The 15,050-nt window shown below is 44.6% G+C and carries 13 protein-coding genes; 9 read left to right on the top strand and 4 right to left on the bottom strand.

Annotated features, from left to right (window positions below; all coding sequences use genetic code 11):
* Nucleotides 1-437 precede the first annotated feature (437 nt).
* The 5 genes from aceB (at nt 438) to TY49_RS16115 (ending at nt 6,228) form a co-directional block, all read left to right on the top strand.
* Nucleotides 438-2,033: a malate synthase A gene (gene aceB, locus TY49_RS16135; RefSeq protein ID WP_041966941.1), complete on the top strand. Its 1,596-nt coding sequence runs from the start codon at nt 438-440 to the stop codon at nt 2,031-2,033.
* A gap of 46 nt (nt 2,034-2,079) precedes the next feature.
* Nucleotides 2,080-3,360 carry an isocitrate lyase gene (gene aceA / locus TY49_RS16130; protein ID WP_041966940.1) on the top strand — a complete coding sequence of 427 codons (1,281 nt, stop codon included), beginning with the start codon at nt 2,080-2,082 and terminating at the stop codon, nt 3,358-3,360.
* Between the two features lie 363 nt (nt 3,361-3,723).
* Nucleotides 3,724-4,179 carry a YueI family protein gene (locus TY49_RS16125; protein WP_369390223.1) on the top strand — a complete coding sequence of 152 codons (456 nt, stop codon included), beginning with the start codon at nt 3,724-3,726 and terminating at the stop codon, nt 4,177-4,179.
* A gap of 203 nt (nt 4,180-4,382) precedes the next feature.
* A complete protein-coding gene (locus TY49_RS16120) occupies nt 4,383-5,648 on the top strand; it encodes an MFS transporter (RefSeq protein WP_156972705.1) in 1,266 nt (421 codons plus the stop codon).
* Nucleotides 5,629-6,228 (top strand): TetR/AcrR family transcriptional regulator, encoded by a 600-nt coding sequence (locus TY49_RS16115; protein WP_232310468.1) that lies wholly within the window; start codon nt 5,629-5,631, stop codon nt 6,226-6,228. Before TY49_RS16120 ends, TY49_RS16115 begins: the two co-directional genes overlap by 20 nt.
* 75 nt (nt 6,229-6,303) lie before the next feature.
* Here TY49_RS16115 and TY49_RS16110 read toward each other — a convergent pair whose 3' ends face one another.
* Nucleotides 6,304-6,699, bottom strand: coding sequence for a hypothetical protein (locus TY49_RS16110; RefSeq protein ID WP_041966936.1), 396 nt, complete (start codon nt 6,697-6,699; stop codon nt 6,304-6,306).
* Nucleotides 6,700-6,892: 193 nt separating this feature from the next.
* Between TY49_RS16110 and gatC the strand changes: the two genes are divergently transcribed.
* The 3 genes from gatC to gatB are packed head-to-tail and all read left to right on the top strand — an operon-like array spanning nt 6,893 to nt 10,093.
* Nucleotides 6,893-7,183, top strand: a complete 291-nt coding sequence (gene gatC, locus TY49_RS16105; protein WP_041966935.1) for an Asp-tRNA(Asn)/Glu-tRNA(Gln) amidotransferase subunit GatC — start codon at nt 6,893-6,895, stop codon at nt 7,181-7,183.
* 11 nt (nt 7,184-7,194) lie between these two features.
* Nucleotides 7,195-8,652 carry an Asp-tRNA(Asn)/Glu-tRNA(Gln) amidotransferase subunit GatA gene (gene gatA, locus TY49_RS16100; protein ID WP_041966934.1) on the top strand — a complete coding sequence of 486 codons (1,458 nt, stop codon included), beginning with the start codon at nt 7,195-7,197 and terminating at the stop codon, nt 8,650-8,652.
* 13 nt (nt 8,653-8,665) lie between these two features.
* Nucleotides 8,666-10,093, top strand: coding sequence for an Asp-tRNA(Asn)/Glu-tRNA(Gln) amidotransferase subunit GatB (gene gatB, locus TY49_RS16095; RefSeq protein WP_041966933.1), 1,428 nt, complete (start codon nt 8,666-8,668; stop codon nt 10,091-10,093).
* Between the two features lie 117 nt (nt 10,094-10,210).
* Here the strand turns inward: gatB and TY49_RS16090 are convergent, their stop codons facing one another.
* The 3 genes from TY49_RS16090 to plsY form a co-directional block, all read right to left on the bottom strand.
* Nucleotides 10,211-10,948, bottom strand: a complete 738-nt coding sequence (locus TY49_RS16090; RefSeq protein ID WP_156972704.1) for a hypothetical protein — start codon at nt 10,946-10,948, stop codon at nt 10,211-10,213.
* Nucleotides 10,949-11,070: 122 nt separating this feature from the next.
* On the bottom strand, nt 11,071-12,546 hold the full coding sequence (gene putP / locus TY49_RS16085; protein ID WP_041966931.1) for a sodium/proline symporter PutP: 1,476 nt from the start codon (nt 12,544-12,546) through the stop codon (nt 11,071-11,073).
* A 195-nt stretch (nt 12,547-12,741) separates the two neighbouring features.
* The gene (plsY, locus tag TY49_RS16080) at nt 12,742-13,362 is read right to left on the bottom strand and encodes a glycerol-3-phosphate 1-O-acyltransferase PlsY (RefSeq protein ID WP_041966930.1); all 621 of its coding nucleotides are present in this window, start codon (nt 13,360-13,362) and stop codon (nt 12,742-12,744) included.
* Nucleotides 13,363-13,992: 630 nt separating this feature from the next.
* Here plsY and TY49_RS16075 point away from each other — a divergent pair.
* A complete protein-coding gene (locus tag TY49_RS16075) occupies nt 13,993-14,934 on the top strand; it encodes a diacylglycerol kinase (protein WP_041966929.1) in 942 nt (313 codons plus the stop codon).
* Nucleotides 14,935-15,050 lie beyond the last annotated feature (116 nt).

Here is a 15,050-nt window from a genome sequence, read left to right as displayed (position 1 = left end):
ATTTTGGCAAGGGAACTACAATTGGGGTAAAAGCAGAGGGTTTCCATTTACCGTTTTGACAAAAGAACAGCGTTTTGGGTAAAAGCAGAAGGTTTCCATTTACCTTTTCGGCAAGGGAACTGCAATTTGGGTAAAAGCAGAAGGTTTCCTTTTACCAAGATGACATTTGGACCCCATACCGTGTTCTCGGTAGTACTTTTCTACCATAAAGAGTCGGCTGTCCATGAAGAAGATAACTATACTCTAAACCTTGACCCACCAATCCTCCAGACTCTTTTTTTCTACTAAAAAAGGGTCTTTTTGTTTACAGGGCATTTTCCTCATTTTAAAAATTTTTCAGAAAAATTTAACAAAATAGTTGCAATCTAAAAACACTGTTATATAATACATATTAGATAAACCGATACTGTACTATAACAAAGGGGTGAAGGCAGTAAATGTCGACACAAACTACAGGAATTGAAATTGTAGGCAGCATGAAAAAAGGATACGAAGAAATTTTGACACCAGAGGCTCTTGATTTTGTAGAGCGGCTTGAAAGGCATTTTGGCGAGCGTCGGGTGGAATTGCTGGCGGCAAGGGAAAAGCGCCAGACGGACATCAACGGAGGAAAGCTCCCGGACTTTTTGCCGGAGACGAAGCACATCCGTGAAAGTGATTGGACTATCGCACCGCTGCCGAGAGACCTGCAGGATCGCAGAGTCGAGATCACAGGGCCAACTGACCGGAAGATGGTAATCAATGCGCTCAATTCCGGAGCGAAGATTTTTATGGCAGACTGCGAAGATTCAACTTCGCCGACATGGGAAGCGATTGTTGAAGGGCAGATCAACCTTAGAGACGCTGTTAACAGGACGATCTCTTTTGAAAATGCAAATGGCAAAAAGTATCAACTGAATGAAAAAACGGCTGTTTTAATGGTTCGCCCAAGAGGCTGGCACCTAGAAGAAAAACATGTATTGCTCGATGGCAACCCAATTTCCGGCGGCTTATTCGATTTCGCGATGTACTTTTTCCATAATGCGAAAAAGCTGGTGGAGCAAGGCACAGGTCCATACTTCTACCTTCCTAAGATGGAGAGCCACCTTGAAGCTCGTCTATGGAACGATGTGTTCGTTTATGCACAGAACCATCTCGGCATTCCACAGGGAACGATTAAAGCAACTGTTTTAATTGAAACGATTCTTGCTTCATTCGAAATGAATGAGATTCTATATGAACTGAAAGAGCATTCCGCTGGCTTGAACTGCGGACGCTGGGATTATATTTTCAGCTATCTGAAAAAACTGCGTTCACAGGATGATGTGATTTTACCAGATCGCTCACAGGTAACAATGACGGTTCCATTCATGAGATCATACTCGTTGCTGACGATTCAGACATGCCACCGTCGCCAGGCTCCGGCTATGGGCGGCATGGCGGCGCAAATCCCAATCAAGAATGACGAGGAAGCAAATGCTGAAGCATTCGCAAAGGTACGCACCGATAAAGAACGCGAAGCGCGTGATGGCCATGATGGAACATGGGTAGCACATCCAGGGCTGGTACAGGTAGCACTTGAGGCGTTCAACAAGGAAATGCCTGAACCGAACCAGATTGATTCCGGTAAGCAAGCGGATGTTGAGGTTAAGGCAGCTGACCTCCTTGCTGTACCAGAGGGCACTATAACAGAAGCCGGCGTGCGCATGAACATCAATGTCGGCATCCAATATGTAGCATCCTGGCTGAATGGCCGTGGCGCAGCTCCGATCCATAACTTGATGGAAGACGCAGCAACAGCGGAAATCTCCCGGGCTCAGCTATGGCAATGGATTCGTCATCCTAAAGGAGTTCTTGACGATGGCAGCAAAGTGACGGTTGAAATGTACCATGAGCTGAAGGAAGAGGAGCTTGAGAAAATCAAGTTGGAAGTCGGCGAAGCTGGTTTTGAAAACGGGAAGTTCGAGCAGGCAGCAGAGCTGTTTGATGAGTTGATTTTAAATGATGAGTTTGTTGAATTTTTAACATTGCCTGGCTATCAGGCTTTAGCTTAATAGATTGATAGATTCATATAAAAACAAACATTAGGAGGAACGAAAAATGACTCAAGATCGTGTAAAGCAATTGCAGGAAAGCTGGGAAATGGATAGCAGATGGAGTGGAGTGGAAAGGACTTATACGGCGGAGGATGTCATCAAGCTTCGCGGTTCGATTGATATTGAACATACACTGGCACGCCGCGGTGCGGAGAAGCTTTGGAAGCTAGTACATGAGGAAGATTTCGTTAATGCACTTGGTGCTCTGACTGGCAACCAGGCTGTCCAGCAGGTAAAAGCTGGCCTTAAGGCAATTTATCTGAGCGGCTGGCAGGTAGCGGCAGATGCCAACCTTTCCGGAAACATGTACCCTGACCAGAGCTTGTACCCTGCAAACAGTGTACCGGCAGTTGTTAAGCGCATTAACCAGGCGCTGCAGCGTGCTGACCAGATCACTCATGGAGAAGGCGACGATTCCATCGACTGGTTCGCACCAATCGTAGCTGATGCAGAGGCAGGATTTGGCGGACAGCTGAATGTATTCGAATTGATGAAGGGCATGATTGAAGCAGGTGCTGCTGGCGTTCACTTTGAGGATCAGCTCTCTTCTGAAAAGAAATGCGGACACCTTGGGGGTAAAGTTCTTCTGCCAACACAAACAGCGGTGCGGAACCTGATTGCTGCCCGACTTGCAGCTGACGTCATGGGCACGCCAACACTGATTGTTGCCCGTACTGATGCAAACGCGGCAGATTTGATCACAAGCGATGTCGATCCGTATGATGCTCCGTTTATCACTGGCGATAGGACTCCTGAAGGATTCTTCCGCGTAAAGGCTGGTCTTGACCAGGCGATTGCCCGCGGTCTTGCGTATGCTCCATATGCTGACCTCGTTTGGTGCGAAACTTCTGAGCCGGATCTGGATGAAGCTCGCCGCTTTGCAGAAGCGATCCATGCTAAGTATCCAGGCAAGTTGCTTGCTTACAACTGCTCACCATCATTCAACTGGAAAAAGAAGCTGGATGATGAAACAATCGCGAAGTTCCAGGTCGAGCTTGGCAAGATGGGATACAAGTTCCAGTTCGTTACACTTGCAGGCTTCCACGCCTTGAACCACAGCATGTTCGAACTGGCTCGCGGCTACAAAGAGCGCGGTATGGCTGCATACTCCGAGCTGCAGCAAGCTGAATTCGATAGCGAGCAATACGGCTACACGGCAACAAGACACCAGCGTGAAGTCGGAACAGGCTATTTCGATGATGTTTCCATGGTTATTTCCGGAGGAACTTCCTCAACCACAGCGCTAAAAGGGTCTACGGAAGAAGCACAGTTTACAACTTCCTGATCGGCTTGAATTTTAGTCACGGGTTTTCTCTCTGCCTGAGTCCTCCAACTCAGGCTGGGATTCACCATAACAGTTTTTGATTATTTCACCTTGCATTCTCCTATTTGTGTCCTTCTCTTCACTTGAAGAGGAGGTTTTTTTTGTTTAAAATAGGTTAACCTTAAACTAGCACAGACCTATGGGCGGAATCATACATAGTATTAATGAAAGTCGAGTCTCGTTTTGGTCATGACGGACAGAAACAGGAGGAAAAGCGTGATTTGTGTTCGTTATAACCGACTGGGAGAGAAGGTATATAGTTCAAGTTAAGTGAGAGTAATATAATAGTTTCTAATAACCGGATGAAGCTGCAAAAAAATGGAGGTGGATCAGTTGAGCAAAAGCAATGTGGATGAGTATTTGCAGCAGGGGATTCATGGGGCTAAGCAGACCAAACCTGATGAAAGAAGGAGATTCCTTACAACAATAAGGGAAAGGGTGGTCATTGCGCTTACTCAAGGCGAGGTTATGAGAAAGGGCGTTGAACCTGAGGTCGAGCAGCTTATGGATGAAAACCGCGAAGCCCACCTCTTTTTAAACGGAAATATTTCATATCCTTACTTATCGGAATACATTAAAGCTGCTGAAAAACGGGGCATCGAGTTTACGATCGTGACCAATAAAGAATATGATTCTGAACTTGGGCTCGTTTTAGCACATCACCATGCGATTGATAAAGAGGAGATTTATCTTGGTAAAAAGAAACCCGTGATCCAAACGGCGCCGGCCAAGAAGAAGAAGGGTTTCCTATCTGGCTTTGGGAAGTTATTTGGGAAATAGAGACGAGAGAGCAGCCTTTTAGGTTAGCTCTTTTTTTTACGGTCATTTTCGCTTCCGGCTTCAATCTCTTTTTCTATAAAACTAAGGCTTTAATGAATTTAAAAAGCCCGAATTTTATAAAAGCGTTGATAAACGACACTGGTGTCGTTATAATAAAGTTAACCAAAACGACATTAGTGTCGTTTTGTTATGGAGGGATGATGATGGGCGGTCTTTTAAAAAATAAAGGGTTTATTACGTTAATGCTTGCACAGTTAATATCAAGTATTGGTGACTGGTTAAGTGTTGTTGCAATCATCACGATGGTTGGGTTGAAATGGGAGGCTTCACCAATGGAGGTTTCCTTTATCATTCTATGTTTAGCTGTCCCAATGGCACTGCTGGGACCATTCACTGGAACGGTTGCTGACAGGTTTAACAGAAAGACGATCATGGTCTTGTCAGACGTAGTCAGAGCAGGGCTAATATTGATTCTTGCATTTGCTGATTCTTTATGGATTGTCTATATTTGCTTGTTCATGGTCGGAATGCTCTCAGCTGTATTTGTCCCGGCGAAGAATGGTAAGCTTAAAGAACTGATTGAGCAAGAAAATATGAAAAGCGCCATGTCCATTACCTCCATGATTGATTCCGGAACGAAGGTGTTAGGCCCTTTATTGAGCGGCCTGTTGGTCTCGGCTTTTGGGACTAAAATGGTATTCTTTATCGATTCAGGCACCTTTGTTATTTCAGCGATTCTGTTGTTAGCTTTACCAAAGGCAGTGGCTTCAATATCAATAGATTCAGATGAACCAGGAGGAGCTTCTTTTAAAGAGGATTTCTTAGAAGGAATCAGGTTTATCAGGGGAAATCGATTCTTAATTGTGGGGATTACAGTATTAGGAATCAGCCTGTTAATTTTACAGCTGTCCGATTCGCAAATCATCGTATTACTGAGGGAACTATCAAATGCCTCGCCTGATCTGTTTGGTTATATTGTAACTGCATCAGGTTTGGGAATGTTTTTTACGGGATTACTGTTGGTTAAAAAAACTGATTATAATGCTCTCATTCTGATGTTTATTGGAGTTTGTGGGATAGGCATCAGTTTTAGTATGATGGCAGTATTGACACGAATGGACTTAGCGCTTCCCGTTTTATGGGGACCTGCTTTAGGATTGGTTGCTGGCTTTGCAGTTGGATTAGTATTCATTCCTTTCCAGGCTGCTGTACAGATGGATACTCCGGTACACATGACAGGCAGGGTTTTTGGCGTGTTGAATAGCGTGACCACCACTGCGACGATTATTGGGCCATTGGCCGGTGGGTTGCTTGCGACCATACTGGGAGTCATCCCGACATTTGTGATTACTGGTTCATTGTTGGTTGCAGTTTCGATCGTTGGTTTAATTTTTAAGAGCAAAATAGAACGGGGGAGAGTAAATGTCTCCGAAGGTCAGTCAGGAGCACATGGAACAGCGTCGAGCTGATATTTTGAAGGCGGCACAGGAGGTTTTCATTGAGCATGGTTATGAGCGAGCTACAATGAAGCACATAATGGATGCTGCTAATATCAGCAGGGGCGGGCTGTATCAATATTTTTCAAGTAAAGAAGCAGTGTTTGAAACAATCTTGGAAGAATCATTAGCCATGGAATTAGATGAGACATTGGATATGGTAAAGGAAAATGCAACATCTTATTGGGATATGCTCATGAAAATCATCTTTGGCGAGGATGGGGAGCCTGATGATGATATGGATCCTTTGTCGCCGGCAAAACTTGAGTTTTTTATCATAGGAAGAAATGATGACCATAGAAGAGAATATGGGAAAGTACGATACAACAATGGCTTGAAAATATATGCGACGATTATTGAACATGGTCAAAAGAGTGGGGAATTTAGCCCCAGGTTTGATCATCAAATTATTGCCCGTTCGATCATTTCATTTATCGATGGCTTGGCAGTAGAGCATGCTATGTTATCGAAGGAAGACTTGAAAATCAAAGAGCAGTCGATGTTATTTGTGGAATATTTGAAGCTGGCATTAGGGATCAGCGGTAGGGATTAAAGATTTGGCAAGAGTCCTGTTTTTTACTGAACGCAAAACGTTCCTGGAGAATGGTGTTATTCACCATTCTCCTCTCTATTTAAGAGATTCAATGAGATCAGCAAGTTCCTTGGAGGTTTTGTAGCAATAATCCTCATTACAAATCAATTTATTATCAGTGACAAAGCTTAACTCTTCAATGGTTTGTTCTTTGCTGTATTCCTTCATTTCTGAAGAGGTCTTTAAAACAATGACAATCGCCCCGGTAATTTCCTCGCCTGCTGTTTTTTCTGCTCCCTCAAGATAGCCCAAAAACTCACTCGGATTTAATACTGTCAGTGTTTTTCCTTCAGATTGAATATAGACCTGGTCAAGAAGCCCGAATTTGGTACCGAACAGCTCATTGATTTTTACCTCGATATCCGATTTTAACGGGGAAGGATCGCTGCATGCGGTCAACAACAAGCAGAAGGCTATAAATATCTTTTTCACAATCAACTCATCTCACATTTCATTTTATATCATTAAATATTCCACAAAATAGTCTTCTTTCCTGCGATCACTAAACTCTCATGTTAAAATAGTACAAACAGTAAGGCATGTATTGCTTTAACGTGGAAAACTTTGCTATGATCATTATTATTATTATTATTATTGTCTGACGATTTACGATGGAGGTGCTTTTATGTCAAGGATTTCTGAGGAGCAGGTGAAGCATGTCGCACACCTGGCTAGATTGGCGATTACAGAAGAGGAAGCGCAAATGCTGACGGACCAGCTGGATAAAATCATTACATATGCTGAGCAGTTGAATGAGTTGAATACAGATAATGTTGAGCCAACTGCACATGTGCTTGAAATAAAGAATGTCATGCGCGAGGACCGTGCTAAAGAGGGCCTGCCGCGTGAAGAGGTTTTGAAGAATGCGCCTGAGCACCAGGATGGCCAGATCAAAGTGCCAGGAATTATGGAGTAGGAGGACCGGTGATGAGTTTATTTGAACATAAGATTTCGGAGCTTCATGAGCTTCTACATAAAAGAGATCTAAGCGTTTCCGACCTGGTTGATGAATCGTACAAGCGGATCGGCGAGGTAGAAGGAAAGGTCCAGGCGTTTTTAACATTAGATGAAGAAAACGCAAGGGCAGCGGCGAAGGCATTGGACGAGAAGGTTATCCAGAACAAGCCAACGAGCAAGTTATACGGACTGCCAATTGGCATCAAGGACAATATCGTCACAAAGGGGTTGCGCACGACAGCTGCGAGCAAGATTCTCGAAAACTTTGATCCTATATACGATGCCACAGTCATCCAGAAGCTGAAACATGCAGAAACGGTGACCATCGGCAAGTTGAACATGGACGAGTTCGCGATGGGTTCATCCAACGAAAACTCTGGCTTCAAAAAGACTTATAACCCGTGGAATCTTGACCGGGTACCTGGTGGTTCATCTGGCGGTTCGGCTGCATCGGTTGCTGCTGGTGAAGTGCTTTTCTCGCTTGGCTCAGATACAGGCGGTTCGATCCGACAACCGGCATCTTTCTGCGGAGTGGTCGGCATGAAGCCAACCTACGGGCTAGTTTCACGCTTTGGATTGATCGCTTTTGCGTCTTCTTTGGACCAGATCGGACCAATCACACGAAATGTAGAAGACAATGCTTTTCTGTTAAAAGCGATCGCGGGATACGATGAAATGGATTCAACCTCCGCAAACGTGGACATCCCTGACTATATCGCTTCAATGACTGGCGATATAAAAGGACTTAGAATCGCTGTGCCGAAGGAATACCTCGGTGAGGGTGTGAACGAAGAAGTCCGCAAATCGGTAATGGACGCGCTTGTTATCCTCGAGCGCCTGGGAGCAACATGGGAAGAAGTTTCCCTGCCGCATTCCAAGTACGCTCTGGCAACCTATTACTTGCTGTCTTCATCGGAAGCGTCAGCGAATCTTGCCCGCTTTGACGGTGTTCGCTATGGTTACCGTTCACCGAACGCGGAGAATCTTCTTGAAATGTACAAGATGACCCGTGAGGAAGGCTTCGGTGAGGAAGTAAAGCGCCGGATTATGCTTGGTACGTTTGCACTTAGCGCTGGCTATTACGATGCCCACTATAAGAAAGCACAGAAGGTCCGCACGCTGATCAAGCAGGACTTTGAAAAAGTATTTGAACAATATGATGTCATCGTTGGGCCGACTGCGCCTACGCCAGCATTCAAACTTGGCGAGAACACAAGAGACCCAATGACAATGTACGCGAATGATATTCTCACGATTCCGGTCAACCTTGCAGGTGTGCCGGCGATCTCGGTTCCGTGCGGATTTGACAAAGGTCTGCCGCTTGGCCTGCAAATCATCGGACGTCATTTTGATGAAAGCACTGTATATAAGGTTGCTCACGCATTCGAGCAGGCGACAGATTTCCATAAACAACAACCTGAGCTGTAAAGGGGTGAAAATGATGAAGTTTGAAACGGTAATTGGCCTTGAGGTCCATGTTGAATTAAAAACAGAATCGAAAATCTTTTCGGCGAGTCCGAACCATTTTGGTGCCGAGCCGAATACAAATACAAGCGTGATCGACCTTGGCTATCCTGGAGTACTGCCGGTCGTGAATAAAAAAGCGGTTGAGTACGCGATGAAAGCCGCTATGGCTTTGAACTGCGAAGTTGCGGAGCATACGAAATTTGACCGGAAGAACTACTTTTACCCGGACAACCCAAAGGCTTACCAGATTTCCCAGTTCGATAAGCCAATCGGCGAGAATGGCTGGATTGAAATTGAGGTAAACGGCTATAAAAAGAAAATCGGCATTACGCGCATCCATATGGAAGAGGATGCTGGTAAGCTAACGCATAGAAATGGATATTCTTTAGTGGATTACAACCGCCAGGGAACACCGCTCGTTGAGATCGTATCGGAGCCCGATATACGCACGCCGGACGAAGCATATGCTTATCTGGAAAAACTTAAGTCCATCATCCAATATACAGGCGTATCGGATTGTAAAATGGAAGAGGGTTCCCTCCGCTGTGATGCGAACATCTCGATCCGGCCGGTTGGTCAGAAGGAATTCGGCACAAAGACTGAGCTAAAGAACTTGAACTCGTTCAACTTTGTGCGCAAAGGGCTTGAATATGAAGAAAAACGCCAGGAACAGGAAATCCTCGCTGGTCGTGAAATCCAGCAAGAAACACGCCGTTACGATGATGCGAATAACACGACGATCCTGATGCGCGTAAAAGAAGGCTCCGATGACTATCGTTATTTCCCTGAACCCGATCTACCTGATCTTTACATTGATGAGGAGTGGAAGGCAAGAGTTCGTGCGGAAATTCCGGAGCTTCCCGACGAGCGCAAGAAGCGATATGTCGAGGAAATGGGACTGCCAGCTTACGATGCAGAGGTGCTAACGGTATCTAAAGAAATGGCTGATTTCTTTGAGTCTGCTGTGAAAGCTGGGGCGGATCCGAAGCAGGCATCCAACTGGCTGATGGGAGAATTCTCAGCCTACCTGAAGGCAGAATCGAAAGAGTTGCATGAAACAGCACTGACTTCCGAAGGACTTGCCGGCATGATCAAGCTGATCGAGAACGGCACGATTTCCTCTAAGATTGCAAAGCAGGTGTTCAAGGAATTGGTCGAAATCGGCGGCGACCCGGAGAAAATCGTTAAGGAGAAGGGACTTGTTCAAATCTCCGACGAAGGCGAGCTACGGAAGGTCATTACTGAAATAATCGATGCCAACCCACAATCTGTTGAAGATTTCAAAGGCGGCAAGGATAAAGCAAAAGGCTTCCTCGTAGGCCAGATCATGAAAGCTACAAAAGGCCAGGCGAACCCGCCACTGGTAAACAAATTGCTTGTTGAAGAATTAAATAAGAGATAATAGCGAAAGCTGGCGATTACATCGTCAGCTTTTTTGTCGATATTTCCCGGGAAAGAGGGAATGAGTTCGATATATATATAAGAAGGCAAAAATGCTATAACAAAAGAGCTAAATATTTCAATCCCGACCATCATCCATAACACGTTCGATTAACTGATCCTTATCTTGCAGGGTTTGCTGGTGAAACTCGCTATTAAAGATCATATAGACTGGAGTTACATTGGTTAAAAGCTCAGGATACTGCTTCTTCAGACTTTCCATATCATCAGATATATGGAAGGAATCGAGCTTTTCCTTTACCTCATCGGGAATGTCATACTTTTCTGACTCTCCACGTGGAACAATCGCCAAGACTGATAGTTTCCCTGGATCCTTTGAAAGAAAGTCATAAAAAGGTGGCAGATCCTCTATATCCGTTTTAACATAATATGTGCTGTAATCCTTTTTCCACTGTGCTTTTATTTTGAAATAGATTCTTTCTTGGGTGAGGCTTTTGGGAATTTGCATGCGATTCCCTTGGACAGTCTTCTTTTCCAGTCCAGGCGCTGAGTTCACCTGGCTGATTGTCATGCTTGCAGGCTCCAGTTCAGGAGGGAAAGAGACTTCGAGAGTTTGCTTTTCCTTCACCTTTGTCGGATTCATGCCAGCCATGGCTTTGATAGGCTCTATTTTTTTGGTTTTGGTCCCATGCCAATCATACTGACCGACAATGGATGGAATCTCCTGGCCATTCACTGTGATGCTTGGTACAGGCGGCTTTTCCTCTTTATATAATTTATAGCGGTCCATGGCAATCAATACGATCAACAGCAATATGGCAGTTGTTCCATAGAATAGTAGCTTCCTCTTCATCATTTTCCCCTCAGAATATAAGTTATCATTATATGAATTCGATTATAGATATGTAATTTCCTGTAAGATTTTAGCGGAGTATGAAATAAAAATGCCACAGAGAAAGGGTCTCTGTGGCATCGAGTTTAGGATTTTAAGTTTTCAACACTCATATCAAATTCTTTTTCAATTTCAGGATTTGGTCTGTATGTTACCAAGCTGACTACAACTGAAATGACCAGGTTGATGATGAATCCTGGGACGATTTCGTACATCACATCGCTCAAGCCGAGGTTGCTCCAGATGACAACGGTAGCCGCACCGGCAATCATACCGAGAATCGCACCCCAGTTGGTCATTTTCTTCCAATAAAGGCTCAAGATGATGATAGGACCGAACGCTGCACCGAAGCCTGCCCATGCGTATGCAACCAGGCCAAGGATCGTATCGTTTTGCACCCAAGCAAGTGCTGCAGCGATAATCGCTACTACGAGTACTGCCAAACGTCCGAAAAATACGTATTGCTTATCTGATTTTCCTTTTTTGAATATGATTTTGTACAAGTCCTCAGTCAGTGCGCTGGATGTAACGATCAGCTGGGACGAGATGGTGCTCATGATCGCTGCGAGAACGGCTGCGAGCATAAGGCCGGCAAACAATGGATGGAAGAAGATTTGCCCGAGCACGATGAAGACTGCTTCTGGGTTATCCAGCTTAACATCCGGATTCTGTGTGAAATAAGCAAGACCGATCAAAGCTGTCAGTATTGCTCCAATTAAGGAGAAGATCATCCAGCCCATGCCGATTCTTCTTGCACTCTTTGTTTCTTTTATTGATGTGATTGCCATGAAACGGGTGATAATATGTGGCTGACCGAAGTAGCCAAGGCCCCATGCTGCGGTTGATATGATGCCGAGCACAGTTGTACCTTTGAATAAATCAAGCAAGGCAGGGTCGATTGAACGGATGGTATCGAACGTTTCTGCAGGTCCCCCTGTTTTCGCGAAGCCGATAATCGGCACGAGCAGCAAGGCGAGAAGCATCATCATGCCCTGGATAAAATCTGTGTAACTTACCGCAAGGAAACCGCCGAATAGTGTGTACGCCACAACTACAGCGGAAACAAGCAATAAGCCGGTATGGTAATCTAGGTCGAATGAACTTTGGAAGAAAACAGCTCCGGCGACCATTCCGGAAGATACGTAGAAGGTAAAAAAGAGTAGGATAACAATTCCGGATACAATTCTTAAAAGCTTTGTATCATCTTTAAAACGGTTTTCAAGGAAGCTGGGAATCGTGATGGAGTCATTTGCTACATGTGTGTAAGAACGAAGTCGAGGTGCTACATAAAGCCAGTTGAGATACGCGCCGACGGTCAATCCGATGGCAATCCATGCATTTGCTAAACCGCTTACATAAATTCCGCCTGGAAGACCCATCAGCAGCCAGCCGCTCATATCAGCTGCACCGGCGCTAAGCGCTGTGACTGCTGGACCAAGCGATCTGCCGCCAAGCATGTAGTCAGTCAGATTGCTTGTCTTTTTGTAGGAATACCAGCCGATATAAAGCATCGCGGCCATGTATATCCCGATGGCAATGATTTGATACATTTCATTGGACATAATCTTTCCCCCTTTGTTATTGTGAAAAATTATTAAAAAAATATTGCTAATACAATTAATATTCTATCATTTCAAATAAATGATTAACAATCTATTTTTTCGCTAAAATTACTATTCCATAAATAGTAATTTACTTTTCTGATATATCTATAGTGCAAAAGAATAACCATGGCTCGAGAAAGCCATGGTTAAAATTCACATCTTAAGATCTTTTGTAGGCAGCCGGTCGCCCTTCACTTTTTTATCATTTATTTTCGGTTCCTTGCCGTTAAAAAAGTTCTGCAAATTAGAACGATGGAGGAAGATTAAAAATAAAATAAAAGCAGTGAAAATTATTGGTTCATTAATTTTCGGAGAGAAGAAAGAAAAAACAAGCATTGCGATTCCCACCGATATCGAACCCATAAACACATACTTGGTCAGAAAAGTGACGGCAAAAAAAGTCACATAAACGGCCAGGAACATTCCGGCATCAACAATCAGCAGTGCCCCAGCTGTTGTGGCAATCGCCTTGCCCCCGCGGAAGCCCGCAAAAATCGGGAAGCAGTGGCCGATAACCGCAATCAATCCGGCATACAGTGGTTCAATAGGGGTATCGAAGATCAACGGAAGAGAAGCGGCAAGCATCCCTTTTGCGACATCCACAAGCAGCACGACAATGGCCGCTCGCTTTCCCATGACCCGAAAGGTATTCGTCGCGCCAGGGTTTTTACTGCCGTGGTCCCTGATATCAACATGGAAAAAATATTTTCCAATCAATAAAGCGGTTGGAATGGAACCGACCAAATAAGCTGCCAATAGACAAAACCAAGTCATATAACGTCACCCTTTTAATCTAGTTAGAGAATTTTATTCTGAAATAGTCCTAGTCAGAATGTTTATTTTACCGAGCCAATCATTTCTTGATAAGTATGGACAATGCCGAAAACGTGTGTTCTGCAGGCAGTGAATGTCCAGGCCGAAACCTTCGGGAACTATTATGCCGTTTTTAACGTCTGTTTTATCATATAGTAGATTGTTTCTGTGCTGATCTTCATTAGCTGAAGCATCTCCAGGTGTAAGGGTAGAACAGGCAATGCTGGAATCCATTTAAGCCTTTCATTATTGCGGCCTCGAATGGAGCTTGTACTTTTCCCAGCTTGTAAATTGGGTAATGAGTTCAGTATACGTCATAATATACCATCTCCATATAGCGGTTGGTGGCTTCCAATTTATGTAACCATTCTCTTTGTATTGTAAAAAAGAACGAGTGGGAATGGAAGAGTTTTTCGAAAAATACGATAGTTAACACTTTGATTTAATAGTGGGTTTCTTTTTGGCAAATGGACAGGATTTAGTTTATGATATATCCGGTACGATCGATATTGAGGTAATTGCCTGGATAGAAGTAATGAGCTATGATGTAAAAGGATGGAATAAAAAACCATATTAAGTAGGATGATGGGTATGAAAAGAGCAAGAATCATTTATAATCCGACTTCGGGTCGTGAGATTTTTAAAAAGCATCTTGCCGAAGTCTTGGTAAAGCTGGAGAATGCTGGCTATGAGGCATCATGCCATGCAACGACAGGTGAGGGGGACGCGACGCAGGCTGCCAGAATTGCGGTTGAGCGGCGATATGACCTGGTAATTGCGGCTGGCGGAGATGGCACGATAAATGAAGTGGTCAATGGGATCGCTGAACAGGAATACCGCCCGAGAATCGGCGTCATTCCAGTCGGCACAACAAATGACTTTGCGCGCGCGCTCCATATCCCTAGGGATATCGAAGCTGCTGTCGACATCATTGTTAAAGGCGAAACGATTCCGGTCGACGTAGGCCGAATCAACGATAGATATTTCATAAATATTGCTGGCGGAGGCAGGCTGACGGAGCTGACATATGAAGTGCCGAGCAAGCTCAAGACGATGCTTGGCCAGCTAGCTTATTATCTAAAAGGAATCGAGATGGTCCCATCCATTCGCGCTTCTGAAGTAACGATTGAGTATGATGGCAAGCTATTCGAAGGCGAGGTCATGATGTTCCTTGTCGGGCTGACGAATTCTGTTGGCGGTTTCGAACGCCTGGCTCCAAACTCCTCAATCAATGATGGATTGTTTTCTTTATTGATTTTGAAAAAGACAAACTTGGCCGATTTCATTAGAATTGCTTCACTCGCTGTCCGCGGTGAGCATATTAATGACCCAGGCGTCATTTACACGCAGGCAAACCGCATCAAGGTGCAATCTAAGGAAACGGTTCAATTGAACCTCGACGGCGAATACGGCGGCAACCTGCCAGCTGAATTCGAAAACCTCTTCAGGCACATTGAAGTCTACGTGCCGTTGGATGAAATCCGACCAGAGGATCGTCCAGAGAACCTGGAATTGAATTTTAAAGCGGAATAATGAAGTAACCACTCCAATATGGGGTGGTTTTTTTGTGATTTGAAAAAGGGTATAGGAGGATATTGCAGATGGTGTGACTTCGGACAAAACCAGGAGGGGAAGCTGGGATTTTGTCC

This window comes from Mesobacillus selenatarsenatis SF-1, from assembly GCF_000813125.1.
Taxonomy (GTDB): Bacteria; Bacillota; Bacilli; order Bacillales; family Cytobacillaceae; genus Mesobacillus; species Mesobacillus selenatarsenatis.
Note: the sequence above shows the minus strand (reverse complement) of the source record. Positions and strands in the feature narration are given on the sequence as shown.

Excerpts from the sequence above, each read along its gene's own strand:
- TY49_RS16075 (WP_041966929.1), top strand. The coding sequence starts at position 13,993 with ATGAAAAGAGCAAGAATCATTTATAATCCGACTTCGGGTCGTGAGATT.
- TY49_RS16090 (WP_156972704.1), bottom strand. The coding sequence starts at position 10,948 with ATGATGAAGAGGAAGCTACTATTCTATGGAACAACTGCCATATTGCTG.
- aceB (WP_041966941.1), top strand. The coding sequence starts at position 438 with ATGTCGACACAAACTACAGGAATTGAAATTGTAGGCAGCATGAAAAAA.
- putP (WP_041966931.1), bottom strand. The coding sequence starts at position 12,546 with ATGTCCAATGAAATGTATCAAATCATTGCCATCGGGATATACATGGCC.
- gatB (WP_041966933.1), top strand. The coding sequence starts at position 8,666 with ATGAAGTTTGAAACGGTAATTGGCCTTGAGGTCCATGTTGAATTAAAA.
- aceA (WP_041966940.1), top strand. The coding sequence starts at position 2,080 with ATGACTCAAGATCGTGTAAAGCAATTGCAGGAAAGCTGGGAAATGGAT.
- TY49_RS16115 (WP_232310468.1), top strand. The coding sequence starts at position 5,629 with ATGGAACAGCGTCGAGCTGATATTTTGAAGGCGGCACAGGAGGTTTTC.
- gatA (WP_041966934.1), top strand. The coding sequence starts at position 7,195 with ATGAGTTTATTTGAACATAAGATTTCGGAGCTTCATGAGCTTCTACAT.
- TY49_RS16120 (WP_156972705.1), top strand. The coding sequence starts at position 4,383 with ATGGGCGGTCTTTTAAAAAATAAAGGGTTTATTACGTTAATGCTTGCA.
- gatC (WP_041966935.1), top strand. The coding sequence starts at position 6,893 with ATGTCAAGGATTTCTGAGGAGCAGGTGAAGCATGTCGCACACCTGGCT.
- plsY (WP_041966930.1), bottom strand. The coding sequence starts at position 13,362 with ATGACTTGGTTTTGTCTATTGGCAGCTTATTTGGTCGGTTCCATTCCA.